This is a genomic window from Streptomyces sp. NPDC094032 (assembly GCF_040303965.1).
GTDB lineage: Bacteria > Actinomycetota > Actinomycetes > Streptomycetales > Streptomycetaceae > Streptomyces.
Map to the genome: position 1 here is coordinate 16,184 of NZ_JBEOUE010000019.1, position 23,595 is coordinate 39,778.

The following is a 23,595-nucleotide window of genomic DNA, read 5'->3' on the forward strand; positions in this document are numbered from 1 at the left end:
GCCCCTTCGCGTACCGGCGGCTACCGGCGGCAACACCCTGTCGGTAAACGCACCCGGCGGGCGGGCGTAGCCTCGGGGGATGAACTCGTACGGATCTTTCCCCGGTGCGCGCCCGCGCCGGCTGCGGACGACTCCCGCCCTGCGGCGGATGGTGGCCGAGACGAGGCTGCATCCGGCCGATCTGATCCTGCCCGCCTTCGTACGGGAGGGCGTCACCGAGCCCGTACCGATCACCGCCATGCCCGGCGTCGTCCAGCACTCGCGGGACACCCTGCGCAAGGCCGCCGTCGAGGCCGTCACCGCCGGCGTCTCGGGGATCATGCTCTTCGGCGTGCCCGAGGACGCCAAGAAGGACGCCGCGGGCACCGCGGGCACCGACCCCGACGGCATCCTCCAGGTCGCCATCCGGGACGTGCGGGCCGAGGTGGGCGACGACCTCGTGATCATGTCGGACCTCTGCCTCGACGAGTACACCGACCACGGCCACTGCGGTGTCCTCGACGCCGACGGGCGCGTCGACAACGACGCCACCCTGGAGCGCTACGCCGAGATGGCCCAGGTCCAGGCCGACGCCGGCGTCCACGTCGTCGGCCCCTCCGGGATGATGGACGGCCAGGTCGGCGTCATCCGCGACGCCCTGGACACCATCGGCAAGGAGGACGTGTCGATCCTGGCGTACACCGCCAAGTACTCCTCCGCCTTCTACGGCCCCTTCCGCGAGGCCGTCGGCTCCTCCCTCCAGGGCGACCGCAAGACGTACCAGCAGGACCCGGCCAACCTGCGCGAGTCGATGCGCGAGCTCGCCCTCGACCTGGAGGAGGGCGCGGACATGGTCATGGTGAAGCCCGCCGGGCCCTACCTGGACGTCCTCGCCAAGGTCGCCGAGTCCGTCGACGTGCCCGTCGCCGCGTACCAGATCAGCGGCGAGTACGCGATGGTCGAGGCCGCCGCCGAGAAGGGCTGGATCGACCGCGACAAGGCGATCTTCGAGACCCTGACCGGCATCCGCCGCGCCGGGGCGCAGATGATCCTCACGTACTGGGCGACGGAGGTCGCGCGGAAGCTGGGGTCGGCGCACTCTGGATAGGTAGCCGACAGGTACCCCGCCGGAGGTGGTCCTCATGATGAACACGCTTGTCGGATGGCACGTCGAGATGGAGTTCCGGGAGGAGGGCGACCAGACCAAGGCGGCGGCCATGGTGCGGCTCAGCGACGGCACCGAGTTCCGCGCCCACGGCAACGCCAACCGGCACCCCTCCGACCCCGAGCAGCTCCGGGTCGGAGAGGAGATCGCCGGGGCCCGTGCCCTCATGGACCTCGCCTCGCAGCTGCTCCAGAAGGCCCACACCGAGATCGACGAGGTGTCGGGGCGGAACTCGCGTCCGATCCACCGCTGAGCCTCAGTAGGTGAGTGCCTCTCCCAGGGTGCGCTGCCAGTACGACACGGCGGCGCCGTCGTCGGCGAACGTGCCGCTCGGCGCCGTCACCGTCGTCCCGCTGTCCGAGGTCAGATACACCTTGATCGTGCGGACGGTGCGGCCGTGGGTGTCGCCGCCCGGCTCGCCCGTCAGGATCACCGACGCGTAGCCCGACTCGCCCGGCGCCAGCGTCACCACCGCCTGGGGCTTGCTGTCCTCCACGACCCCGATCGCCGCCTGGGCGTCGTCGAAGCCCACGGAGGGCGCGCCCAGGGCGTTGCAGGCGCGGCTGCCCACGTTGGTGACGGTCAGGACCAGGTGGTTGATGGGGCGGGTGACCTTGCTGGCGACGATCTTGGTGTTGGCCGCCGTGCAGGTGCGGGGGGCGGCGGGCGGGGCCGTCGTGGGCTTGGGGGACGACTTCTTGGAAGCCGTGGGCTTCGGGGTCGGCTGCTCTGTCGAACCGGTCTGCGTGGGCTTGGGGGTCGGGCTCGTGGTGGGGGTGCTCGACGCCGACGCCGATGTCGACGCGGGCTTGGCCGGGGCCGGGGCTGCGGACGCCTTGCTGTCGTCCGACTGGCAGGCGGTCAGGGCGAGCGCGGCGGCGAGGGCGGTGGCGGGCAGGGCGAGGCGGCGGGCGTGGATGCGCATGGTGGGTCCCCGTGTAGGTCGGTGTGCTGTGGTCAGTGGGCGTTCAGAAGGGCGATCACGATCGCCGTGCAGACGATCAGCACCGTGATGGCCAGGGCGTCGATGACGCGGCTGCTCGGCATGGCTCATACCCTGCGGGTCGGGGTGATCCACCCGCAATCGGCACGGGACAATGGGGGACGCTGGAACGCTCTCACCCACCGTGACCTGGGGAAATGACCCTCCCCTGGAATGCGTTCCCGGGACGCGGGGAGATACGGATGGAGGCGGCGGACGGCTTCGCGGAGCTGATGCGCGGGCTGAAGGAACGGTCGAAGCTCAGTTACGGGGCCCTCGCGAAACGGCTCCACGTCAGCACCTCGACCCTCCACCGGTACTGCAACGGGGACGCCGTACCGACGGACTTCGCCCCCGTCGAGCGGCTCGGGCGGCTGTGCGGGGCCACCCGCGACGAGCTCGTCGAGCTGCACCGGGCGTGGATCGTCGCGGACGAGGCGAGGAGGCGGGGGAAGGGGGAGACGGAGAGTGCTCCCGATGGGGACGACGTGGTCGGAGACGAAGCCGCCGACGAGGCTTCCGAGGGGCCCGCGCCCGTCGCCTCGCCCGGCCCCCGGTCACGTAAGCGGCTGCTCGTCCTGCTCGCCGCCGTCGCGGTCGTCGGGCTCGCCCTTCCCGCCGCGTACGTCGTGGGGCGTGCCGGCGACAGCCGGGACGGTGCCGCGGGGAAGGGTGCGGACGACGGGCCTCCCGCGCCGCTGAGCGTCGGCATCAGCTCGTACAACTGGGCCGAGCCCTGCGGCCAGTACTACGTGCTCGACCAGCAGCCCGGGCACGTGCCGCCGCCGCCCGCGCCGCAGGACACCCGCGGCTGGGCCCGCGCGCTCGGCGGGATCGACGGGGGGCACATGCAGCTCCAGCTCACCGTCACCGGCCGCACCCAGGCGCCGGTGGTCATCACCGGGCTCCATGTGCGGGTCGCCGAGCGCGGCAGGCCGCTGGACGGGCCGGTGTACTCCATGGGCGACGGCTGCGGCAGCGGCGTCACCCCGCAGACCTTCGACGTCGACCTGGACGCCCCGCGCCCGTACCTGAAGCCCGTCGCCGGGCAGGACGGCGACCGTGTGGTGCCCGCGAAGAACTTCCCGTACAAGGTGTCCACCGGCGACCCCCAGGTCCTCAACCTGGACGTCCACACCGAGGCGCACGTCGCGTCCTGGTACCTGGAGCTCGCCTGGAGCAGCGGCGACCTGCGCGGGACGGTGCGCGTGGACGACGGCGGGCAGCTGTTCCGTACCAGCGCGATCGAGGGACGCCCGGTCTTCGGCTACTGGCCCGACAAGGGGACCTGGGTCAAGCAGTCGTGACCCGGGCCCCTCGTCGTGCCGCCGGGTGCCGTCAGAGGCGCTCGGGGGTGCGGATGCCCAGCAGGGCCATGCCCTGGTGGAGGGTGCGGGCGGTCAGGTCGCACAGGAACAGGCGGTTCTCGACCTGCTCCGGGGTGTCGGCCTTCAGGACCGGGCACTCCGAGTAGAACGTCGTGTAGAGCGAGGCCACCTGGTACAGGTAGGCCGCCAGCTTGTGCGGGGCGTACTCCACGGCGGTCTCCTGGACGAGCTCGCCGAACGAGTCCAGGTGCAGACCCAGCGCGCGCTCCGAGGCGGCCAGCGCCAGCTCCGGGTGGGCGGCCGGCTTCGCGTCGCCCGCCTTCCGCAGGATCGACTGGATCCGGGCGTACGCGTACTGCAGGTACACCGACGTGTCGCCGTTGAGCGAGACCATCTGGTCCAGGTCGAACTTGTAGTCCCGCGCCGCCGACGTCGACAGGTCCGCGTACTTCACCGCGCCGATGCCGACCTGGGCGCCCCGCTCGGCGATCTCCGCCTCCGACAGGTCCTGGGCCTTCTCGCGGACGACGGCCGACGCGCGGTCGATCGCCTCGTCGAGCAGGTCCACCAGGCGGACCGTCTCGCCCTCGCGGGTCTTGAACGGCTTGCCGTCCTTGCCGAGCACCGTGCCGAAGGCCAGCTGGACGGCCTTCACCTCGTCGTTCAGCCAGCCGGCCCGGCGGGCCGTCTCGAAGACCATCTTGAAGTGCAGCGACTGGCGGGCGTCCACCACGTACAGCAGCGTCGACGCCTTCAGGTTGCCCACCCGGTCGCGGATCGCGGACAGGTCCGTCGCCGCGTAGCCGAAGCCGCCGTCGGACTTCTGCACGATCAGCGGGGTCGGGTTGCCGTCCGGGCCCTTCACGTCGTCGAAGAACACGCACAGCGCGCCCTCGGAGCGCACCGCGACACCCGACTCCTCAAGGAGCCGGCAGGTCTCGTGCAGCATCTCGTTGTAACCGGACTCGCCGACCACGTCCGCGTCACGGATGTCCATGTCCAGCTTGTCGAAGACCGAGTAGAAGTAGATCTTCGACTCGTCGACGAACCGCTGCCACAGCGCCAGCGTCTCCTCGTCGCCCGCCTGCAGGTCGACGACCCGCGCGCGGGCCCGCGCCTTGAACTCCTCGTCGGAGTCGAACAGCGCGCGGGAGGCCTTGTACAGCCGGTTCAGGTTCGACATGGCCTCCTCGCCGGAGACCTCGGAACGGTCGGCGCCTTCGCCGTCGGCCTTGTGGTCCAGCTCGTGCGGGTGCTCGATCAGGAACTGGATCAGCATGCCGAACTGGGTGCCCCAGTCGCCGATGTGGTGGCGCCGGACCACCGTCTCGCCCGTGAACTCCAGGATCTCGACCATCGCCGCGCCGATGACCGCCGACCGCAGATGGCCGACGTGCATCTCCTTCGCCACGTTCGGCTGCGCGTAGTCGATCACCGTCGTGCCCGCCGCCGGGTTGAACGGGACGCCCAGCCGGGCGTCCGCCGCGCGGGCGGCCAGCGTCCGCACGATCGCCTCGTCGGTCACCGTGATGTTGAGGAAGCCGGGGCCCGAGACCTCGATCTCCTTCAGCACGTCGTTCTCCGGGATCGCCGCGACGACCTGCGTCGCCAGCTCACGCGGGTTGCCCTTCAGCCGCTTCGCCAGCGCCAGGATGCCGTTGGCCTGGAAGTCGGCCCGGTCGCTTCGTCGCAGCAGCGGGTCGGCGGACCCGGCGTCCGGCAGGGCCGCCGAGAGGCCGTCCGCGAGGCGCTGCTGCACGGTCGAAGCGAGGGAAGGGACCGAGGCCATGAGCTTCCGTTCCTGTAGAGGCTGTCCGGGGAAAATCCGGTGGTCTATTTCGCCTGTCAAGTGTCCCATGGGGCGGCAACGTCTTTTCTCCGCCTGTGGACAACCTCGGAGCGCGTCGTTCCGTCTGGGACAATGAGTGGAGCAAGGCTGTAAGGCGTTGTACGGAAATCCGGAAAGAATCCAGGAAGAAGGACGTACCGACCGTGGCTCAGAGCAGCACCGAGACCGACTGGGTCTCCCGTTTCGCGGACGAGGTCATCGCCGAGTCGGAGCGACGTGCGCCTGGCAAACCGGTCGTCGTCGCCTCCGGCCTCTCCCCGTCCGGCCCGATCCACCTGGGCAACCTGCGCGAGGTCATGACCCCGCACCTGGTCGCCGACGAGGTCCGCCGCCGTGGTTACGAGGTCCGGCACCTGATCTCCTGGGACGACTACGACCGCTACCGCAAGGTGCCCAACGGCATCGCGGGCATCGACGAGTCCTGGGCCGAGCACATCGGCAAGCCCCTGACCTCGGTCCCCGCCCCGGCCGGCTCCCCGCACGCCAACTGGGCGGAGCACTTCAAGGCCGCCATGGTCGAGGCCCTGGCCGAGCTGGGCGTCGAGTACGACCCCATCAGCCAGACCGAGCAGTACACGGCGGGCGTCTACCGCGAGCAGATCCTGCACGCCATGAAGCACCGCGGCGACATCGACGCCATCCTCGACCAGTACCGGACGAAGAAGGCCCCGAAGAAGCAGTCCCAGAAGCCCCTCGACGAGGCCGAGCTGGAGGCCGCCGAGGGCTCCGGCGCCGCCGCCGAGGACGACGGCTCGGGCTCCGGCTCCGGCTACTTCCCGTACAAGCCGTACTGCGAGCGCTGCGAGAAGGACCTCACCACCGTCACCTCGTACGACGACGAGACCACCGAGCTCGCCTACACCTGCACCTCCTGTGGCTTCGCCGAGACCGTCAAGCTCAGCGAGTTCAACCGCGGCAAGCTGGTCTGGAAGGTCGACTGGCCCATGCGCTGGGCCTACGAGGGCGTCATCTTCGAGCCCTCCGGCGTCGACCACTCCTCGCCCGGCTCGTCCTTCCAGGTCGGCGGGCAGATCGTCTCCATCTTCGACGGCGTCCAGCCCATCGGCCCCATGTACGCCTTCGTCGGCATCAGCGGCATGGCCAAGATGTCCTCCTCGCGCGGCGGCGTCCCCACGCCCGCCGACGCCCTGGAGATCATGGAGCCGCAGATCCTGCGCTGGCTCTACGCCCGCCGCAGGCCCAACCAGTCCTTCAAGATCGCCTTCGACCAGGAGATCCAGCGCCTCTACGACGAGTGGGACAAGCTGGAGGCCAAGGTCGCCGACGGCTCGGTGCTCCCCGCCGACGCCGCCGCCCACACCCGCGCCGCCCGCACCGCCGCCGGAGAGCTCCCGCGCACCCCCAGGCCGCTCCCGTACCGCACCCTTGCGTCCGTCATGGACATCACCGCGGGCCACGACGAGCAGACCCTGCGCATCCTCACCGAGCTCGACCCGGAGAACCCGGTCACCGGCCTCGACGAGGTCCGCCCCCGCCTCGACCGCGCGGAGAACTGGATCACCACCCAGGTCCCCGCCGACCAGCGCACCATCGTCCGCGACGAGCCCGACACCGAGCTCCTCGGCACCCTGGACGACGAGGGCCGCGAGTCGCTGCGCCTCCTCCTGGAGGGCCTCGACAGCCACTGGTCGCTCGACGGCCTGACCACCCTGGTCTACGGCGTCCCCAAGGTCATGGCCGGCCTCACCCCCGAGGCCAAGCCGACCCCCGAGCTCAAGCTGGCCCAGCGCTCGTTCTTCGCGCTGCTCTACAAGCTGCTCGTCAGCCGCGAGACCGGCCCCCGCCTGCCCACCCTGCTCCTCGCCGTCGGCGCGGACCGGGTGCGCAAGCTGCTCGGTTCCTGACCCGCACCACGACGGAGGCCGCCACCCGCACCGCGGGCGGCGGCCTCCGCCATGTCGTCTGCATCCTTCGACGGAGGGCGACTTCCCCCGTGGGCACGACGTAACGCCCGCTCCGCCGGGAGACCGTGGAGGCATGAAGAACGAAGCCCTCGCAGTCATCGGATGGATCGCCCTCGTCCAAGGCGGACTCGGCGCCGGAGGCCGCCTCTTCGGAGACGGCCCCTGGGGCCTGCTCCAGAAGTGGTGGGACATCCCCACCGCCGGCTACCTCGCGCTCCTCGTCGTGGGGATCGCGCTCGCCGCGGTCGGCGAGACGGCGAAGGCGAAGAAGAAGGCCAAGGCCTGACGGGAGCAGCACCGCCTACGGGGGGCGGGCCTACGGCGTGTGGGCTACGGCGTGTGGGTCTCCGCCCACTCCTGCTCGATCCGGTGCCGCAGTCGCGGCGTCAGCTCCCGCAGGATCGACGCGCTGCGCGGGTGCGTGATCCCGTACATGTCGCTCAGCCTTATGTCGAGCTGCTCCGACGTCGGGAACTCCTGGTTCTCCTCCAGGAAGTCCCACATCGCCTTGTACGCCGACTCCGCGAACTCGTCCCCCGAAGGCTCCTCGTCCACGAACTCCGAGTACTCCTCGAACTCCTCGGGACCCGGCGGAGGAACATCCTCCGGACCCTGCGGGATCGGCACCGGAGTCGGCTCAAGACCCTCCACGATCTGCGGGTTGTACGAACCCTGATACGTCTCCGGCGACACCTGGGCCGCGAACCACTGGCTCTCCTGCGAACCCGGCTGCGCCGCCTCGGGCCCCTGCGCCTGCTGCGGAACCTCGGCGACCGCGACCGGCTGCGGCGCCGGAGCCACGGCGGCCTGCGGCAACTCCGGCTGCTGCGGCACCTGCTGAACCTGCGGCACCTGCTGGACAGGGAGGGGCTGCTGGGCCGGGAGGGACTGCTGCGGCGCCGGCGGCAACAGCATCGGCTCCACGCCCGCCGCCGCCAGACCCGCCGCCGCCGTCTCCGCCAGCGGCACCCCGTACTTCGCCAGACGCAGCGGCATCAGCGCCTCCACCGGCGCCTTGCGCCGCCACGCCCGCCCGAAACGCGCCTGGAGCCGCGCCTGGTAGATCAAACGATCCTGCTCCAGCTTGATCACCTGCTCGTACGAACGCAGCTCCCACAGCTTCATCCGCCGCCACAGCCGGAACGTCGGCACCGGCGACAACAGCCACCGCGTCAGCCGCACACCCTCCATGTGCTTGTCGGCCGTGATGTCCGCGATCCGGCCCACCGCGTGCCGCGCCGCCTCGACCGCCACCACGAACAGCACCGGGATCACCGCGTGCATCCCCACGCCCAGCGGATCCGGCCACGCCGCGGCGCCGTTGAACGCGATCGTCGCCGCCGTCAGCAGCCACGCCGTCTGCCGCAGCAGCGGGAACGGGATCCGCATCCACGTCAGCAGCAGATCGAGCGCCAGCAGCACACAGATGCCCGCGTCGATCCCGATGGGGAAGAAGTACGAGAAGGTGCCGAAGCCCTTGTCGATCGCGAGCTCGCGCACAGCGGCGTACGAGCCCGCGAAACCGATCCCGGCGATGATCAGCGCACCGGCGACGACCATGCCGATGAGTATCCGGTGCGTCCGTGTCAGCTGCATCGCGGCCACCCGCGATCCCCTCCCGTCAAACGACAACTCGCGGGCACAGCGTGGCACACACACGAAGGGCCCGACCCCCGGGGGAGGGGCGGGCCCATCGCAAAACAGCTCAAACCACTACTTGTTGGCCACCGCGACCGCCGCGACGGCCTCCTTGGCCGCCTTCAGCGCACCCTCGCTGATCGCCTTCTCCGACGGGCCGTCCGCACCCGCGTACCCGGCACCGTTGTACGAAAGCAGCACCAGCACATTGCCCGTACGCGCCACCACCGACGCGTACGTGAAGTCCTCGTCGGTCTTCTTCAGCTGGTACGTCACCGTGCTCGCCTCGTCGCCGACACCGGCCGCGGCCGTCGTCTTCAGCTTCTTGGCGCCCTGCGTGCCCTGGAACTTGGCCAGCTCCTTGGCGTAGTTCTCCGTCGCCCGCTCCTGGCCGCTGCCGAGCGTCGCGTCCGACTCGTAACGGTAGAAGGACACATCGAGCCAGCGGTACTGCGAGCCCTTCACGCCCTTGTCCTCAAGACCGTTCCACGAGCAGCCGCCACGGCTGGTCACATCGCTCGACTCGGCCGTCGTGCCGTTCTTCGCCTTCGCCTTCGGCACCAGAGCCGCCGTCGTCTTCGCCGACACCGCCTTGCACACGTCGGGCAGCTTCGCGAACTTCGCCGCCTCCACCGTCTTCGTCGGCGTGGGCTTCGCGGACGCCGACGCGGACGCCGAGGACGCGGCCTGGTCCTTGGAGCCCGACCCCTTGTCACCGGAATCGGAGCCGGACGAGCACCCGGCGGCGACGAGCATCACCGGGACGGCGGCACAGGCGAGGACGCGGGAGAGGCGCGAGGCGGATCGCTGCATGGTTCCTTCAGTCGCTTGTCGTACAGGCCCGCGAGGCGCACGGACCGGGCGGCCGGCGGCCGGGGTACCCCGACACGTTACGTGGTCCGACCCCGCTCACGGAGCGGGTCCGAACCGCTACTCCTCCAGCCGCTCCGCGAGCAGCCGAGCCAGATTCCGGGCCTTTTCCTGCAGCTCCCCGCTGTCCGGAGCCTCCGTCGACACCATCGACTGCTCCTCGTACTGGACCGTCACGATGACGTTCGATGTGCGGAACACCACGCTCACGAGCCGCTTGGCACCCGCCGGACCGGTCGCCGACAGCGCGTCGTCGAGGAACGCGACCTCGCCGAGACCGTCGAGCGAGCGGGGTTCGAGACCGGTGGTGGGCGTGGCGGAGGGACTGACAGGGGCGGTCGTCCCGGCCGGCGGCTTGCCCGTCGGGGCGTGCGCGCCGGACGGCGGGGCCGTCGTCGCCGTCGCCGCTGTCGCCGTCGCGGGCGGTGTCTTCGGGACGACCGGGATACCGGCCGCCGTCTGCTTGGTGACGTACACCTGCTGCGCCCGGTCGGCGTCGCTGACCGCCGGGTCGTACGAGACGACCCGCTCGATGTCCAGGGTGAGCCGGTGCGCCGCGTCCGGGGAGTCGGCCTTCCAGCTGCAGCCCACCCGGCGGTCGGTGTCGAAGGTGACGGCCGCGGTCCCCCGGTATGCCCGCTCGCGCTCGGCGTCGGGCAGCGCGGCGGCGCCCGGGAGCAGGCTCTTCAGGGTCGCCTGCGGGACGGCGCCGCAGGGCTCGAAGAGGGTGCGGTAGCGGCCTGGGGGCGCGGCCGGGGTGGCGGGGCCGGCCTTGGAGTCGACGGCGTCGACGTTCGCCGTCGGGCCGGCGGAGCAGCCGCTCAGGCCGATTCCCAGACCGAGGGCGAGGGCGGCCGCGGTGAGCACCGCGGGCCTGGACCGGCCGGGCACGTACGCCTTTCGCTGCACGATCCCAGGCTCCCTTCTCCCGGAGACATCCCCGAAAACCGTTTGTCGCTCCCTATGGGGCGATGAACACAATGTCTATCGCACGCGCCGCTGTTGATGCCGGTCCGTAGTCACCTGTACGGGCTTGTGCTCCGGTTTTTGCGCTATCAGACTTAATGGGGGAATCGAGGAAGTATGTCGTATGTAGAGGTGGCGGGCGCGAAGGTCCCCATCCGCCTGTGGACCGACCCGGCGTCGGTCGACGAGGGCGCGATGCGGCAGCTCCAGAACACGGCGACCCTCCCGTGGATCAAGGGCCTGGCGGTCATGCCGGACGTGCATTACGGCAAGGGCGCGACGGTCGGCTCGGTGATCGCGATGCAGGGCGCGGTGTGCCCGGCGGCGGTGGGTGTGGACATCGGCTGCGGCATGTCCGCCGTCAAGACCTCCCTGACCGCGAACGACCTGCCGGGCGACCTGTCCCGGCTCCGCTCGAAGATCGAGCAGGCCATCCCGGTGGGCCGCGGGATGCACCGCGAGATGGTGAACCCGGGCCGGCTCTTCCAGTTCCCGACGGCGGGCTTCGACGAGCTGTGGTCGCGGTTCGACACGGTCGCGGACTCGGTGAAGTTCCGGCGGGAGCGGGCCGAGAAGCAGATGGGAAGCCTTGGCCAAGGCAACCACTTTGTGGAGCTTTGTATCGATATGTCCGATTCGGTGTGGCTCATGCTGCACTCGGGTTCACGGAACGTCGGCAAGGAGCTCGCCGAGTACCACATCGGCGAGGCGCAGAAGCTGCCGCACAACCAGGGTCTGGTCGACCGCGACCTCGCGGTGTTCATCGCGGACACGCCGCAGATGGCGGCGTACCGCAACGACCTGTTCTGGGCTCAGGAGTACGCCAAGTACAACCGCGCGATCATGATGGCGCTGTTCCAGGAGGTCGTCCGCCGTGAGTTCCGCAAGGCGAAGGTGACCTTCGAGCCGGTGATCTCCTGCCACCACAACTACGTGGCGGAGGAGCGGTACGAGGGCATGGACATGCTCGTCACCCGTAAGGGAGCGATCAGGGCCGGATCCGGGGAGTTCGGGATCATCCCCGGTTCGATGGGCACCGGTTCGTACATCGTGAAGGGCCTGGGCAATGCGGCGTCGTTCAACTCCGCCTCGCACGGCGCGGGCCGCCGGATGAGCCGGAGCGCGGCCAAGCGGCACTTCTCGACGCGGGACTTGGAGGAGCAGACCCGGGGCGTGGAGTGCCGCAAGGACTCCGGCGTCGTGGACGAGATCCCCGGCGCCTACAAGCCGATCGAGCAGGTCATGGAGCAGCAGCGGGACCTGGTCGAGGTGGTCGCGAAGCTGAAGCAGGTCATCTGCGTCAAGGGCTGACAGCGTGGCTGACGGCGGGCCGGCTGACGGGTTTCGATGCCTGGCCGGTGCGGAGCCGCCACAGGCGCATGGCGCAGCTCTGCTCGGTACGGTCGAGGGCGGTGGCCGCGGCGGCGGGGTCGCCGAGGCGGAGCAACTCGCGGTCGTCCGCCTCGGTCCAGCGTCGGCGGGGCGGTGCGAACCTCATATGTGCCGGGCGTACCCAGGTCTGGATCGCCGCGGCGTTGGCCTTCTTGTGGTCCAGGGCCAGGCAGCCGGGGTAGTAGAGGTGCTCGGCGAGCTGCTGTGCCTGTTCCTTGTGGTAGGTGGTGACGTAGACCTGGTCGCGGGTGTTCCGCCGGGCGATGCGCTCCGCACCCGTGACCTTCTTCGCGTAGTGGCACAGGTATACGGCCACGGCTGTGCTGGCCGACGTGAACGAGAGGAACGGGAGGCCCTGCGCCGTCCAGCCGAGCGATCCGTCGGCGTCGATGAGTCCGCGGATGTAGTCCGCTCGGGAGAACTCGACCCGGGGAGGTTTGATGGTGCGCGACTTCTTGCCGTAGGGGATCCCGAGCTCGTTGACGATGGTCCTGGCTTCGAGCGCGAACAGGGACCATGTGGCGGAGTGGTGCTGCTCGGCGAAGTTGGTGTCGCGAACTCGGTGCGTGATGGAGCTGTAGTACGGGGTCAGGCGCTGGAACTCGCCGAGGATGTGGGCGTCCCGCGCGTTGATCTCGACAGCCAGTCTGCCCTTCTGGCCTGCGCCGTGCGAGAGGTGGCCGTCCGCCTGGAGGAAGCCGAACATGTAGGCGTACTCGGGGTCTTCGAGGTCCATGAACGGTGTCGTGGGTGCGGCGAGGTCGAAGAGGGTCGGCGGGTTAGGGTCGTGTTCAGCCATGGGAAGTTTTCGCCTTCCTGATGGTGAGGCCCTCGGTGGGGATTGCAGTCCCGGCCGAGGGCCGTTCTGTATGGAGTTGTGTCGAGCCTAGGTTCGGGTTTCGCACTCGGTAGGGGCTTTGGGGCCGTTCACTCGAATGAGTGGGCGGTGGTCGTCAGAGTTCGCGGTGGACCTTGGTGTTGGAGGCCTGGGCTCGGGGGCGGACGACGAGGAGGTCGATGTTGACGTGTGGGGGGCGGGTGCAGGCCCAGGTGATCGTGTCGGCCACGTCGTCGGCCGTGAGGGGCTCGGCCACGCCCGCGTAGACCTTGGCGGCCTTCTCGGTGTCGCCGCGGAAGCGGGTGGTGGCGAACTCCTCGGTCTTGACCATGCCGGGGGCGATCTCGATGACGCGGACCGGGGTGCCGACGATCTCCAGGCGGAGGGTCTCGGCGAGGACGCGGGCGCCGTTCTTGGCCGCCACGTAGCCCGCGCCGCCCTCGTAGGTGGCGTGGCCCGCGGTGGAGGAGAGGACGACCACGGTGCCGTCGCCGCTCGCGGTGAGGGCCGGGAGGAGGGCCTGGGTGATGTGGAGCGTGCCGATGACGTTGACCTCGTACATCCGGCGCCAGTCCTCCGGGTCGCCGGTGGCGACGGGGTCGGCGCCGAGTGCGCCGCCCGCGTTGTTGACCAGGACGGCGAGGCTGCGGAACGCGGTGGCGAACTCGTCGACGGCCGCGCGGTCGGTGACGTCGAGGGCGTAGGCGGTGGCCTGGTGGCCGGCCTCGTTGATCTCGGCGGCGAGGGCCTCGATGCGGTCCTTGCGGCGGGCGGTCAGGACCACGCGGTAGCCGGCGGCGGCCAGCTGTCGGGCGGTGGCGGCGCCGATTCCGCCGCTCGCTCCGGTGACGACGGCGATGGGGGTACCGGCGGCAGTCATGACGTGCTCCTCGCGCGTGTGGTCGATTACGGGTCGATCGCCCGGTCAGGATAGGCGGGCGGGGGTCAGTGGCCGCGCGGGGCGTACATGATCACGGCCATGCCCGCGAGGCAGATCAGGGCGCCGGTGACGTCCCAGCGGTCCGGGCGGTAGCCGTCGGCGACCATGCCCCAGGCGAGGGAGCCGGCGACGAACACGCCGCCGTAGGCGGCGAGGACCCGGCCGAACTCGGCGTCGGGCTGGAGGGTGGCCACGAAGCCGTAGACGCCGAGGGCGATGACTCCGGCGCCGATCCAGATCCAGCCGCGGTGTTCCCGGACGCCTTGCCAGACGAGCCAGGCGCCGCCGATCTCAAGGAGGGCGGCGAGGACGAACAGGGCGATGGAGCGGGCGATCAGCATGGGGGAAGGGTGTCATCCGGGGTGGGGGGAGGGTGGGCTCCGGGCTCCGTGGGACACGCTGGCTGACTGATCGTCAGAAAATGTGGGTTATTTCGGTATCTTCTGGGCATGAGTGTGATGCGTAAGGCTCTGCTCGGCGCGGCCCTCGCCGCTGCCCTGGTGGCCGGTGCGGGAAGCGGCGCCGTCGCCGTCGGGCCCGAGGCGGAGGCGGATCTGGCCCACCACGGCCATGTCTCCCTGTGGGACGGGCGGCTCGGAGTGTGGCTGGTCAGCGAGAACCACGGGCCCTCGAACGTCTCCCAGGCGACCGTGCGGCTCGCCTTCTCGGAGCCCATGGCGGGCGGCCAGGAGCTGCCGCCGGCCTGCCTGTGGAGCAGCGACCGGGTGGTGTCCTGCCGCACCGGCGCGCTGCGGGCGGCCGGGGCGGTCGGGGAGCTGGCCCTGGATCTGCGGACCGCCGGGCGGCCGGACGAGCTGACCGTGGACATCCGTACGGTCTGGCGGGACGGGGTCGTCGACCGGAACTCGCGGAACGACCGGCATCGGGTGCTCGTGCTCGCCACCGGGGATCCGTATGTCTTCTGATGCGGGCTAGTGGCTAGGGCCTCCTGAGCGGGACCGTGTAGCCGTCCGGGCGGACCAGGAGGGTGTCGCGGCGGGTCGGGTCTGCCCAGGTGGTCCGGGTGAGGCGGTCCATCGCGATCGGAGCGGCCGGGGGCAACGTGGCGGGTGTGGTCCTCGGGGTGATCAGGACGAAGTGGCCTTCGCGCAGTGCCTCGTACAGGCGGCCCTCGCGCAGGGGCTCGTCCGGGGCGCGCCGGGCCCCGGACGCGTACGCGTACGCGATGCCGATGCCGCTGATCTGGCCCATGGCGCGGTCGGCGGCCGGGCGGACGGTGCCGAGCAGGCGGGTCGCGAGGGTGCGGGCGGTGCGCTGGAGCGGGGTGTGGGCCATCGCGAGGCGGACCAGGGTGCCGCTGCTGCGCAGGACGGTGGCGCCGACCGGGTGCCGTTCGGCCTGGTAGCTGTCGAGGAGCGCCTCGGGGTCCCGGGCCTCGCCGCGCAGGGTGGCGGCCAGCTTCCAGGAGAGGTTGGCGGCGTCCTGGAGGCCGGTGTTCATGCCCTGCCCGCCGGCCGGGGAGTGGACGTGGGCGGCGTCCCCGGCGAGGAAGACGCGTCCGGAGCGGTAGGCGGGGGCCTGGCGCTCGTCGCTGTGGAAGCGGGAGATCCAGCGGGCGTCGTGCATGCCGAGGTCGCTGCCGAGGGCGCGGCGGGTGATGTCCCGTACCTCGTCGAGACCGACCGGGTCGTCGTCGGCGGCCTGATGGGTGCGGTCCCAGCCCATCACCCGGTACCAGCCGTCGCCGAAGGGGGCGATGAAGGCGAAGGCGTCCTCGGAGGCGGTGACGGTGAGCAGCTTGCCCGGCTCCTCGGCGAGGCGGACGTCGGCCAGGACCATGGAGCGGATCACCGACGAGCCGGGGAAGGGGAGGCCGAGGGCGGTCCGCACGGTGCTGCGTGAGCCGTCCGTGCCGACGAGGTAGCGGGCGCGGAGGGGGGAAGGGGCCCCCGCCGTGAGCAGGTCGGCGGTCACCGAGTCCGTGTTCTGGTGCAGGCCGCGGAGCTCCGTCCCGTACCGGAAGTCCACGCCCGCGGCGCGCGCCCGGCGTTCGAGGAGGCGCTCGACCTCGTACTGCGGGGTGAGGAGCAGGTACGGGAAGCGGGAGGGCAGCCGGGACAGGTCGAGGGCGAGGCGGCCGAAGAGGCGGAGGTCGGTGACGGGGGTGCCGGTGGCGACGAGCTCGTCGGCGAGGCCGCGGGCGTCGAGCTGCTCCAGGGTGCGGGCGTGGACGCTGAAGGCCCGGGTGAGGTTGCTGATGCCGGGCGCTCTGCGTTCGGCCAGGGTGACGCGCAGGCCCGCGGCGGCGAGGTCGCCGGCGAGGAGGAGGCCGGTGGGGCCCGCGCCGACGACGAGGACGTCGGTGTCGGTCGTGTGGGTGGGATCCGTCGTGTCCTGGGTGCTCATCGGTGCCTCCGGGAGGGTCCTGGTCGCACATCAACGGCCGTTGGCCAACGCCTGTTGGTCAACGCTTGTTGGCAATTCTGGACCCGCTCGGCATGGTGTGTCAACGCCTGTTGGCCTACAGTTGTTGGCATGACGACCGCACGCCGCTCCGACGCCACCCGCGCCGCGATCCTGGAGGCCGCCCGCGAGCACTTCGCCAGCGAGGGGTACGAGCGCGCCACCATCCGGGCCATCGCCCGCGACGCCGGGATCGACCCGTCGATGGTCATGCGCTACTACGGCAACAAGGAGGGGCTGTTCGCCGCGGCCTCCGACTTCGAGCTGGAGCTCGCCGAGCTCGGCGGGCTGCCCGCCCGGCACATCGGCGCCGCGCTCGTCACGCACTTCCTCGACCGCTGGGAGCGCGACGACGTCCTGACCGGGCTGCTGCGGGTCGGCGTCACCAACCCCGCCGGGACCGAGCGGATGCGGGAGATATTCGCCCAGCAGCTCGGGCCGATCACGCGCGGCGTCTGCCCCGACCCCGACGAGGCGCCGCGCCGGGCCGCGCTCGTCGCCTCCCAGATCCTCGGCATGGCGCTCGTCCGCTATGTGCTGCGCCTGCCGCCCGCCGCCGAGATGTCCCGCGAGGAGGTCGCCGAATGGCTCGGGCCGACCATCCAGCGCTACCTCACGGCCGAGCAGCCCTGAGCCGAGCCGGCTTGTCTAGCGGCGGGCCGTCGCGTCGCCGAACTCCCGTACGGCGTCCGCGACGATCGTCTCCAGGCGGGCGTGGTGCGCGCCCCGCCAGTAGACCCGGTCGCACTCCGTGCACTGCGCGAAGACGTCGTACGTCCGCTCCGTGCCGTGCTCGATCCGCTCGCGCACCATGTCCTTGTCGGCCTCCGCCAGCGGCCCGTTGCACGCGGTGCAGCGGGTCCAGGGCGCGAGCCGCGGCGCGAAGCGGCCGAGGACGTCGCGGAGCTGCGCGTCGGGCTGGTCGCTGTAGACGTACGCGCCCGCCCACAGCTCCCGGCGGCGCAGCAGGCCGCGGTCGCGGGAGAGCAGCACGCGCCGGTCCTTCGCCGACAGCGCGGCCAGCGCCGGGTCGCCGATGTCCTCGCTCTCGTACGCCGCGTCGACGCCGAGCAGGCGCAGCCGCCGGGCGAGCGTGCCGAGGTGGACGTCGAGCAGGAACCGGAGCGGGGCGCCGGGGACCGGCTGGGGGCGTTCGACGCCCTCGACCTCGACGGTCTCGCCGGCCGCGGGGACGTGCGAGGGCTCCACCGGGCGCCCGTCCACGAGCAGCCGCCCGGCCTCGGTCAGCGGTACGCCCAGCGACTCGACCACATGGCCGAGCGAGGACGAGCCGTCGGTCGTCACGGCGCTGCGGCCCGTGCGGCGGTCGGCCGCGACGAAGAGGCGCAGGGCGGGGGCGAAACTGATCTGGATCTCCGGTCCGTTCACGGGGACAGGATGGCACCGGAGCACCCGCCCGGCCACGGATTTCCTGTCGCGCGCGAGGGCCCGGGGTACGGTCCCGGCATGAAGATCATCGATGTCGAGCCTGGCGACCCGCGCCTTGAGTCCGATCTCCTGCCCGTCCTCGGCGAGCTGCGGCCGCATCTGACGCCGGAGCTGTTCCGGGACGTGTACGAGCGGGGGCACCCGCAGGGGCTGCGGTTCAGCGCCGCCTACGCCGACGACGGGGCGTGCGTGGGCGTGGCCGGGTGGCGGATCGTCCACAACACCAGCTCCGTGAAGAAGCTGTACGTGGACGATCTGGTGACCAAGGCCGTCAGCCGGTCCGGCGGGGTCGGGCACGCGCTCGTCGAGCACCTCGAAGGGCACGCCCGCGCGGCCGGCTGCTTCGAGCTGAACCTGGACTCCGGCACCCACCGCACCGGAGCCCACCGCTTCTATCTGCGCGAGCGCTTCGACATCGTCGCCTTCCACTTCACCCGGATGCTCAAGCCCCGGGGGGAGTGAGGTCGAGCCGCCAGTCGTTGCACCGCATCGGGTGACCCGGCGGGTATTCGAGCTCCCGCTCCGCGAGGAGCGTGAAGCCCGCCTTGCGGCACACCGCGTTCGACGGCGCGTTCTTCGTGGACGGGTAGGCGTGCAGGTGGGGGAAGCGGCCCTCGGCGCGGGCCCGTTCCACCACCGCGAGCGTCGCCGCCGTCGCCACGCCGCGGCCCTGGAAGCCCGGGAGCACGGTCCAGCCCGTCTCGTAGGCCGAGGCCCCGGCCTCCTCCGACCTGTGCTCCCAGAAGCCGATCGCGCCCACCGCCCGCTCCTCCGGCAGCAGCACGATCCGGAACATGCACCCCGCGCGGTCGGGGTCCACGCTCAGGCGCTCGTAGCGCAGCTGCCGGGCCGCGAGCTGCTTCTCGGTCTCCGGGCCGCCCAGATGCTCCATCAGCTCCGGTGCGTTCATGGCCTGGAGCAGCCAGAAGTCCCCCTCCGCCCAGGGTTCGAGCCGTACCGTGCCGTTTCCGCGCTCGTGGTCCATGCGCGCACCCTAGGTCACGGCACTGACAGTGCCTTCGCGTACGTCGTCGGCGGCACGCCCACCATCGCCGTGAAGTCCCGTACGAGATGGGCCTGGTCGCTGTAGCCGAGTTCGGCGGCGAGCCGGGCCCAGTCCGGGGCGCCGGGCTCCGGGCGGGCCCGTTCCAGGGCCTCGTGGATGCGGTAGCGGAGGATGACCCACTTCGGGCCGACGCCGACGTACGCCGCGAACAGGCGCTGGAGCGAGCGCGGCGTGAGCCCGGCCTCGTGGGCGAGGACCGAGACGCGGCGCATCGCGCGGTCCGTGCGGACCAGGTCGACCAGCGCCATCGCCTGGTCGGCGGCCGGGTCGGGGGCGGGGCCGTGGGCCAGCAGGAAGGCGTCGAGGGCGGCCACGCGGGCCGCGTCGTCGGCGGGGGAGAGGACGTCCGCGCGCTCGGCGGGGCCGGTGGCGGGGAACGCCTCCGTGAGCGGGAGGATCCGGCCCGTCCACTGCGAGAGCGGCCACGCCGGAGCGAACGGGCGGAAGCCGCCCGGGCGGAACTGCACACCGCAGGCTCGGCCGGTGCCGGTCAGCGTCTTCGTGTAGAGCCCGAGGCCGATGCCGGAGAGCACGGCGGAGTCCCCCGTCTCCTCACCGCGCTCGAACACCACGTTCACCGAGGGGTGCGGGACCACCTGGGACGCGTACGGCTCCGTCAGGTCCCAGTCGATCAGCCAGTAGTGCTCCAGGTACGGGCGGAGCGCGGGCGCGGGGGAGTGGCGGCGGAAGCGGACGCGGGCGAGGAGTTCGGCGGGGTCCACGATGCCCCGGGTGTCACGGCGGGGTCCTGGGGCGGAGGTCATGCGGGGCATGGTGTCCGGTCCGGGGGGATCCTTCAAGGACCTGGGCGGGGGTCCGGGCGCGGACAGGAGGGGGTCCGGCCGAGGTCCGCCCAAGGACCTGGGCGGGGAGGCGCGGCCGAGGGCCCTCCCCCCGTCTCAGCGCAGCCGCCCCGCCGTGCCGAGGGAGAGGCGGGAGACGACCTGGCCGAAGGCGTGTTCCTCGGCGGGGGTGAGGGCGACCGTCTCCTGCGGGTGCCAGATCCGCTCCAGCGGGGTGTTCGCCCGGTCGCGGCGGGCGCGGGCGCGCAGGCCGAGGGCGAACCAGACCGCGGCGGACAGGGCGAGGAGGCCGAAGAGGGTGATCACGCGGGGGTCCGAGAACTGGCCGGGCAAGGTCATGGCTGACTCCAGGGCGGGGGACCGTGCGGCGGCGGGGCCCATGGCAGGGGGCGCACGCCCGTACGGTGCTGTCGATTCCTACTGCTTCCTCCCGACCCGTTCAGTTAACACCACCCTGGGGGTCTTTCGGCAGGGGGGTACGGGACCAAAGTCCCGGGGTGCGCGCCGGAGCGGAGGCCCTCTTGTGCGCGTGGTGGAACCGCTTCAAGGTGGCGGGGACGGAGGTTTCCGGCCGGGGAGGGAGCGGGCCCATGACTGACGCGACGGGTACGGGCGGGTGGGGTTTCACGGACGACCGGGGTACGGCCCTGGCGGCGGGGCGCAGGCCGGAGCGGGTGGTGGCGTACGTACGGGCCGGGGCGGCCCTGCTGGACCTGGGGGTGCGGCCGGTCGCCGTGTACGGCTCCGGGCACGACGGCGACCTGCTCGATCCGGTCAAGGCGGGCGGTCTGGCGGCGGCCGGCGTGCCGTATCTCGGTCCTGGCCGGGCGCTGGACGTGGCGCGGCTGCGGGCGCTGGGCGGCGTGGACCTGGTCGTGGACGTGACGTACGACGGGAAGAGCCCGTACGCGGTGGACGAGGCGCTCGTCGAGGGGCTCGGGGTGCCGCTGGTGGCGCTGTCGGTCGGCAACGAGTTGACGCTGGCGGCGATCGTGGACCGGTTCGGGGAGCTGGCGGGCGCGCTGGGCGCGGCGGCGGGGCCCTCGGGCCGGGTGGGCGACGCGGAGGCGGCGCTGCGGGCGGCGGCGGGGCGCGCGGACGTGGGGGTGCTTGCGCTGTCCGGGGCCGGGCCCGAGCAGGTGCACCTGGCGCGGCCGCAGGCCTGGCCGGAGCTGGCGCGGCTGGCCGAGCTGGGGGTGCGGTTCGTGGATCCGGGGCCGGGTCCCGGCGCGAACTGGCTGACGACCGACTGGGAGCACGCGGTGGGGCTCGCGCCGGACCTGGTGCTGTTCGACAGCCGGGCCAACGCGGTGCCGCCGCACGCGGTCCCGCCGGGGGCCCGGCTGGCCCCCTGGAACCCGGAGACCCCGCCGAGCCCCACCGCCTGCGCCCGCTTCTTCCAGGACCTGGCGGCGGCGCTGGAGATCGAGCGGGAGTAGCACCGACGCCCCCCGAGCACCCCTACGGCAACCGCGCCCGCAACGACGCCGCGAACTCCTCCGCCCTCGTCAGCTGGGCGTGGAGTTCCGCGACGCGGGCGGTCGCGGCGCGTTCGTAGCCGCGGACGCGGGCGACGAGGGTGGCGCGGGTGGGCGGGTCGAGTTCGTCGGGGGTGTCCGGGGTGTCGGCGGCGAGGCGGTCGACGGCGGTGAGCAGGTCGCGGGTCTCGTCGAGGGTGAAGCCGAGCGGCTTCATCCGGCGGATCACCATCAGGCGGGCCACGTCGGCGTCCGTGTAGAGCGGGAAGCCGCCCTCGGAGGCCGCGGACGGGACGACGAGGCCGCTGTCCTCGTACTGGCGGATGGTGCGCAGGGGCAGCTCGGTGCGCGCGGCGACCTCGCCGATGTGCAGGGGGTCGCCGGTGGCGCGGGGGGCTGTGGGGGCTGTGCTCACGCTGGTCGGGTCCTTCCTCGTACGGGCGGGCCCCGTCCGGGCCGCCGGCGGGCGCGGCTTCCGCGCATTACATCCGATTCGTCCTAACTTCAGCACTTATGAGAGCTGGAAGCGTGGCGAAACGCCTGCTGGTAGGACGTCCGTTGGACAGCGCGCGGCTCGGTGAGACCCTGCTGCCCAAGCGCCTCGCCCTGCCGATCTTCTGCAGCGACCCGCTCTCCTCGGTGGCCTACGCCACGGAGGAGATCCTGCTGATCCTGGCCCTCGGCGGCCTCGCCGTGCTCCATCTGGCCTGGTACGCGGCGGTCGGCATCGTCGTCCTGCTGCTCGTGGTCGTCGCCTCCTACCGGCAGACCTGCTACGCCTACCCGGGCGGCGGCGGGGCGTACGTCGTCTCCGCCGAGAACCTGGGCACCACCGCGGCCCTCACCGCGGCCAGCGCGCTGCTCATCGACTACGTGATGACCGTCGCCGTCTCCGTCGTCTCCGGGGTCGCCGCGATCACCTCCGCGGTCCCGGCGCTCGACGGGCACGCGACGCTGATGTCGGTGGGGTTCGTGGCCGTGCTCGCCTGGCTGAACCTGCGCGGGGTACGGGAGTCGGGCCGCTGGTTCGCCCTGCCCACCTACGCGTTCATCACCGTGATCTACCTGATGTTCGCGGTCGCGGCGGTGCGGATGGCGAGCGGCGAGACGATCCGCGCCGAGTCGGCGGACCTGCCCGTCGAGGCGGTCTCCACCTACTCGGGGCTCGCGCTCGTGCTGCTGGGGCTGCGGGCCTTCGCCTCCGGCTGCACGGCGCTGACCGGCGTCGAGGCGATCAGCAACGGCGTGCCCGCCTTCACGAAGCCCAAGAGCCGCAACGCGGCCACCACCCTGGCGGTCATGGGCGGGCTCTCCGTGACCATGTTCTTCGGGATCACGGTGCTCGCCATGGTCTACAAGGTGCATGTCGCCGAGAACCCGACCCAGTTGGGGCTGCCCCCCGGCACCCCCACCTCGACCGCCCTCGCGCAGATCGGGCGCGCCACCTTCGGCGACTGGCACGTCCTCTTCTACGCCCTCCAGGCCGTCACCGCGGGCGTCCTCGTCCTGGCGGCCAACACCGCCTTCAACGGCTTCCCGATGCTCGCCTCCGTCCTGGGCCGCGACCGCTTCGCGCCCCGGCAGCTGGTCCACCGCGGCGACCGGCTCGTCCACTCCAACGGCGTCCTCCTCCTGGCGCTGGCCGCCATCGCCCTGATCGTCGCCTTCGACGCCAACCTCACCCGGCTCATCCAGCTCTACATCCTCGGCGTCTTCGTCTCCTTCACCCTGTCCCAGGCGGGCATGGTCAAGCACTGGCGGCGAGAACTCGCCACGCCGGAGGGGGCCGCCCAGCGGGTGCACATCCTGCGGCGGCTGTCGATCAACGCGTTCGGGGCCTGTCTGACGGCGGTCGTCCTCGTCATCGTCCTGATCACCAAGTTCACCCACGGCGCCTGGATCGTCGTCATCGCGATGCCGCTGCTCTTCGCCGGGATGAAGGGGGTGCGCAAGCACTACGACGCCGTCGCCGCCGAGGTGGCCGTCGCCCCCGACGCCCACCCGCACCCGCTCGCCGCCAACCACGTGCTGGTCCTGGTGTCCTCGGTCAGCGCGCCGAGCCTGCGCGCCCTGTCGTACGCGAAGACCCTGAAGCCGGCCTCGCTGGCGGCGGTCACCGTCGCCGAGGACCCGGCCGCGGCGGAGGCCCTGCGCGCCTCCTGGGAGGCCCACGGCATCGACGTACCGCTGCGGGTGCTGAGCTCGCCCTACCGCTCGATCGTCCAGCCGCTGCTGCGGCACATCCGCGACGCGCCCGAGCGTTCGCCCGACTCGGTGCTCTCCGTCGTCATCCCCGAGTACGTCGTCGGGCGCTGGTGGGAGCAGCCGCTGCACAACCAGAGCGCGTTCCGGCTCAAGGCCCGGCTGCTGTTCATGAAGAACGTCGTCGTCATCGACGTGCCCTACCGGCTCGCCTCGGCCCGGGAGCTGGCCGCCGAGCGCGCGAGGGCCGCCGCCGAGGCGGCGCGCCGGGACTCCTAGGACGTGACCGACCCGACGTACG

General features: G+C 71.8%; 25 protein-coding genes. 11 read left to right on the top strand and 14 right to left on the bottom strand.

Translation table 11 applies throughout. The features are described 5' to 3' along the window. Nucleotides 1–79: 79 nt before the first annotated feature. Together hemB and ABTZ54_RS24575 are read left to right on the top strand one after the other, a co-directional pair. On the top strand, nucleotides 80–1,087 hold the full coding sequence (gene hemB, locus ABTZ54_RS24570) for a porphobilinogen synthase (protein ID WP_351666866.1): 1,008 nt from the start codon (nucleotides 80–82) through the stop codon (nucleotides 1,085–1,087). 37 nt (nucleotides 1,088–1,124) lie between these two features. Further along, complete coding sequence (locus ABTZ54_RS24575) at nucleotides 1,125–1,397, top strand: DUF1876 domain-containing protein (protein WP_351667158.1); 273 nt, start codon at nucleotides 1,125–1,127, stop codon at nucleotides 1,395–1,397. Between the two features lie 3 nt (nucleotides 1,398–1,400). Here ABTZ54_RS24575 and ABTZ54_RS24580 read toward each other — a convergent pair whose 3' ends face one another. After that, nucleotides 1,401–2,069: a DUF4232 domain-containing protein gene (locus ABTZ54_RS24580; protein WP_351666868.1), complete on the bottom strand. Its 669-nt coding sequence runs from the start codon at nucleotides 2,067–2,069 to the stop codon at nucleotides 1,401–1,403. A 260-nt stretch (nucleotides 2,070–2,329) separates the two neighbouring features. On the opposite strand from ABTZ54_RS24580, the gene ABTZ54_RS24585 reads away from it, so the two are divergent. Further along, complete coding sequence (locus tag ABTZ54_RS24585; RefSeq protein ID WP_351666870.1) at nucleotides 2,330–3,433, top strand: helix-turn-helix domain-containing protein; 1,104 nt, start codon at nucleotides 2,330–2,332, stop codon at nucleotides 3,431–3,433. Nucleotides 3,434–3,464: 31 nt separating this feature from the next. On the opposite strand, the gene argS is transcribed toward ABTZ54_RS24585, so the two are convergent. Continuing rightward, nucleotides 3,465–5,243, bottom strand: coding sequence for an arginine--tRNA ligase (gene argS, locus ABTZ54_RS24590; RefSeq protein WP_351666872.1), 1,779 nt, complete (start codon nucleotides 5,241–5,243; stop codon nucleotides 3,465–3,467). A gap of 203 nt (nucleotides 5,244–5,446) precedes the next feature. Between argS and lysS the strand changes: the two genes are divergently transcribed. Continuing rightward, complete coding sequence (lysS, locus tag ABTZ54_RS24595) at nucleotides 5,447–7,168, top strand: lysine--tRNA ligase (protein WP_351666874.1); 1,722 nt, start codon at nucleotides 5,447–5,449, stop codon at nucleotides 7,166–7,168. A 133-nt stretch (nucleotides 7,169–7,301) separates the two neighbouring features. Continuing rightward, nucleotides 7,302–7,514, top strand: coding sequence for a hypothetical protein (locus ABTZ54_RS24600; RefSeq protein ID WP_351666876.1), 213 nt, complete (start codon nucleotides 7,302–7,304; stop codon nucleotides 7,512–7,514). Between the two features lie 44 nt (nucleotides 7,515–7,558). On the opposite strand, the gene ABTZ54_RS24605 is transcribed toward ABTZ54_RS24600, so the two are convergent. The 3 genes from ABTZ54_RS24605 to ABTZ54_RS24615 all read right to left on the bottom strand — a co-directional run bounded on the left by ABTZ54_RS24605 (nucleotide 7,559) and on the right by ABTZ54_RS24615 (nucleotide 10,645). Next, nucleotides 7,559–8,824, bottom strand: a complete 1,266-nt coding sequence (locus tag ABTZ54_RS24605) for a DUF2637 domain-containing protein (protein ID WP_351666878.1) — start codon at nucleotides 8,822–8,824, stop codon at nucleotides 7,559–7,561. Nucleotides 8,825–8,941: 117 nt separating this feature from the next. Beyond that, nucleotides 8,942–9,679: a DUF3558 domain-containing protein gene (locus ABTZ54_RS24610; protein WP_351666880.1), complete on the bottom strand. Its 738-nt coding sequence runs from the start codon at nucleotides 9,677–9,679 to the stop codon at nucleotides 8,942–8,944. Nucleotides 9,680–9,796: 117 nt separating this feature from the next. Next, a complete protein-coding gene (locus tag ABTZ54_RS24615) occupies nucleotides 9,797–10,645 on the bottom strand; it encodes a DUF3558 domain-containing protein (RefSeq protein ID WP_351666882.1) in 849 nt (282 codons plus the stop codon). A gap of 174 nt (nucleotides 10,646–10,819) precedes the next feature. Between ABTZ54_RS24615 and ABTZ54_RS24620 the strand changes: the two genes are divergently transcribed. Then, nucleotides 10,820–12,013, top strand: coding sequence for an RtcB family protein (locus ABTZ54_RS24620; RefSeq protein ID WP_351666884.1), 1,194 nt, complete (start codon nucleotides 10,820–10,822; stop codon nucleotides 12,011–12,013). Here the strand turns inward: ABTZ54_RS24620 and ABTZ54_RS24625 are convergent. The 3 genes from ABTZ54_RS24625 to ABTZ54_RS24635 all read right to left on the bottom strand — a co-directional run bounded on the left by ABTZ54_RS24625 (nucleotide 12,003) and on the right by ABTZ54_RS24635 (nucleotide 14,213). Continuing rightward, on the bottom strand, nucleotides 12,003–12,893 hold the full coding sequence (locus tag ABTZ54_RS24625) for an LAGLIDADG family homing endonuclease (protein WP_351666886.1): 891 nt from the start codon (nucleotides 12,891–12,893) through the stop codon (nucleotides 12,003–12,005). The genes ABTZ54_RS24620 and ABTZ54_RS24625 overlap by 11 nt on opposite strands. 154 nt (nucleotides 12,894–13,047) lie before the next feature. Beyond that, nucleotides 13,048–13,812, bottom strand: a complete 765-nt coding sequence (locus ABTZ54_RS24630; RefSeq protein WP_351666888.1) for an SDR family NAD(P)-dependent oxidoreductase — start codon at nucleotides 13,810–13,812, stop codon at nucleotides 13,048–13,050. Between the two features lie 65 nt (nucleotides 13,813–13,877). Next, complete coding sequence (locus tag ABTZ54_RS24635) at nucleotides 13,878–14,213, bottom strand: YnfA family protein (protein ID WP_351666890.1); 336 nt, start codon at nucleotides 14,211–14,213, stop codon at nucleotides 13,878–13,880. Between the two features lie 108 nt (nucleotides 14,214–14,321). Between ABTZ54_RS24635 and ABTZ54_RS24640 the strand changes: the two genes are divergently transcribed. Next, the gene (locus ABTZ54_RS24640) at nucleotides 14,322–14,798 is read left to right on the top strand and encodes a hypothetical protein (protein ID WP_351666892.1); all 477 of its coding nucleotides are present in this window, start codon (nucleotides 14,322–14,324) and stop codon (nucleotides 14,796–14,798) included. 13 nt (nucleotides 14,799–14,811) lie between these two features. Here the strand turns inward: ABTZ54_RS24640 and ABTZ54_RS24645 are convergent, their stop codons facing one another. Beyond that, the gene (locus ABTZ54_RS24645; protein WP_351666894.1) at nucleotides 14,812–16,239 is read right to left on the bottom strand and encodes an FAD-dependent monooxygenase; all 1,428 of its coding nucleotides are present in this window, start codon (nucleotides 16,237–16,239) and stop codon (nucleotides 14,812–14,814) included. A gap of 129 nt (nucleotides 16,240–16,368) precedes the next feature. Here ABTZ54_RS24645 and ABTZ54_RS24650 point away from each other — a divergent pair, with 129 nt between their 5' ends. Beyond that, complete coding sequence (locus ABTZ54_RS24650) at nucleotides 16,369–16,929, top strand: TetR/AcrR family transcriptional regulator (protein ID WP_351666896.1); 561 nt, start codon at nucleotides 16,369–16,371, stop codon at nucleotides 16,927–16,929. Between the two features lie 15 nt (nucleotides 16,930–16,944). Here ABTZ54_RS24650 and ABTZ54_RS24655 read toward each other — a convergent pair whose 3' ends face one another. After that, entirely contained in the window at nucleotides 16,945–17,685 is a 741-nt protein-coding gene (locus ABTZ54_RS24655) for a Mut7-C RNAse domain-containing protein (RefSeq protein ID WP_351666898.1), read from the bottom strand. A gap of 78 nt (nucleotides 17,686–17,763) precedes the next feature. Here ABTZ54_RS24655 and ABTZ54_RS24660 point away from each other — a divergent pair, with 78 nt between their 5' ends. Next, nucleotides 17,764–18,207, top strand: a complete 444-nt coding sequence (locus ABTZ54_RS24660) for a GNAT family N-acetyltransferase (protein ID WP_351666900.1) — start codon at nucleotides 17,764–17,766, stop codon at nucleotides 18,205–18,207. Here the strand turns inward: ABTZ54_RS24660 and ABTZ54_RS24665 are convergent. From ABTZ54_RS24665 to ABTZ54_RS24675, 3 genes are all read right to left on the bottom strand, one after another. Further along, complete coding sequence (locus ABTZ54_RS24665) at nucleotides 18,188–18,730, bottom strand: GNAT family N-acetyltransferase (RefSeq protein WP_351666902.1); 543 nt, start codon at nucleotides 18,728–18,730, stop codon at nucleotides 18,188–18,190. The two genes, ABTZ54_RS24660 and ABTZ54_RS24665, sit on opposite strands and share 20 nt — an antisense overlap. A gap of 14 nt (nucleotides 18,731–18,744) precedes the next feature. Then, nucleotides 18,745–19,575 (bottom strand): DUF6597 domain-containing transcriptional factor, encoded by an 831-nt coding sequence (locus tag ABTZ54_RS24670; protein ID WP_351666904.1) that lies wholly within the window; start codon nucleotides 19,573–19,575, stop codon nucleotides 18,745–18,747. 135 nt (nucleotides 19,576–19,710) lie between these two features. Beyond that, nucleotides 19,711–19,953 carry a hypothetical protein gene (locus ABTZ54_RS24675; protein ID WP_351666906.1) on the bottom strand — a complete coding sequence of 81 codons (243 nt, stop codon included), beginning with the start codon at nucleotides 19,951–19,953 and terminating at the stop codon, nucleotides 19,711–19,713. Nucleotides 19,954–20,204: 251 nt separating this feature from the next. Between ABTZ54_RS24675 and ABTZ54_RS24680 the strand changes: the two genes are divergently transcribed. Further along, the gene (locus ABTZ54_RS24680; protein WP_351666908.1) at nucleotides 20,205–21,053 is read left to right on the top strand and encodes an ABC transporter substrate-binding protein; all 849 of its coding nucleotides are present in this window, start codon (nucleotides 20,205–20,207) and stop codon (nucleotides 21,051–21,053) included. 22 nt (nucleotides 21,054–21,075) lie between these two features. Here the strand turns inward: ABTZ54_RS24680 and ABTZ54_RS24685 are convergent, their stop codons facing one another. Then, the gene (locus tag ABTZ54_RS24685; protein WP_351666910.1) at nucleotides 21,076–21,507 is read right to left on the bottom strand and encodes a MerR family transcriptional regulator; all 432 of its coding nucleotides are present in this window, start codon (nucleotides 21,505–21,507) and stop codon (nucleotides 21,076–21,078) included. A gap of 98 nt (nucleotides 21,508–21,605) precedes the next feature. Here ABTZ54_RS24685 and ABTZ54_RS24690 point away from each other — a divergent pair, with 98 nt between their 5' ends. Next, complete coding sequence (locus tag ABTZ54_RS24690; protein ID WP_351666912.1) at nucleotides 21,606–23,573, top strand: APC family permease; 1,968 nt, start codon at nucleotides 21,606–21,608, stop codon at nucleotides 23,571–23,573. The last annotated feature ends 22 nt before the right edge of the window (nucleotides 23,574–23,595 follow it).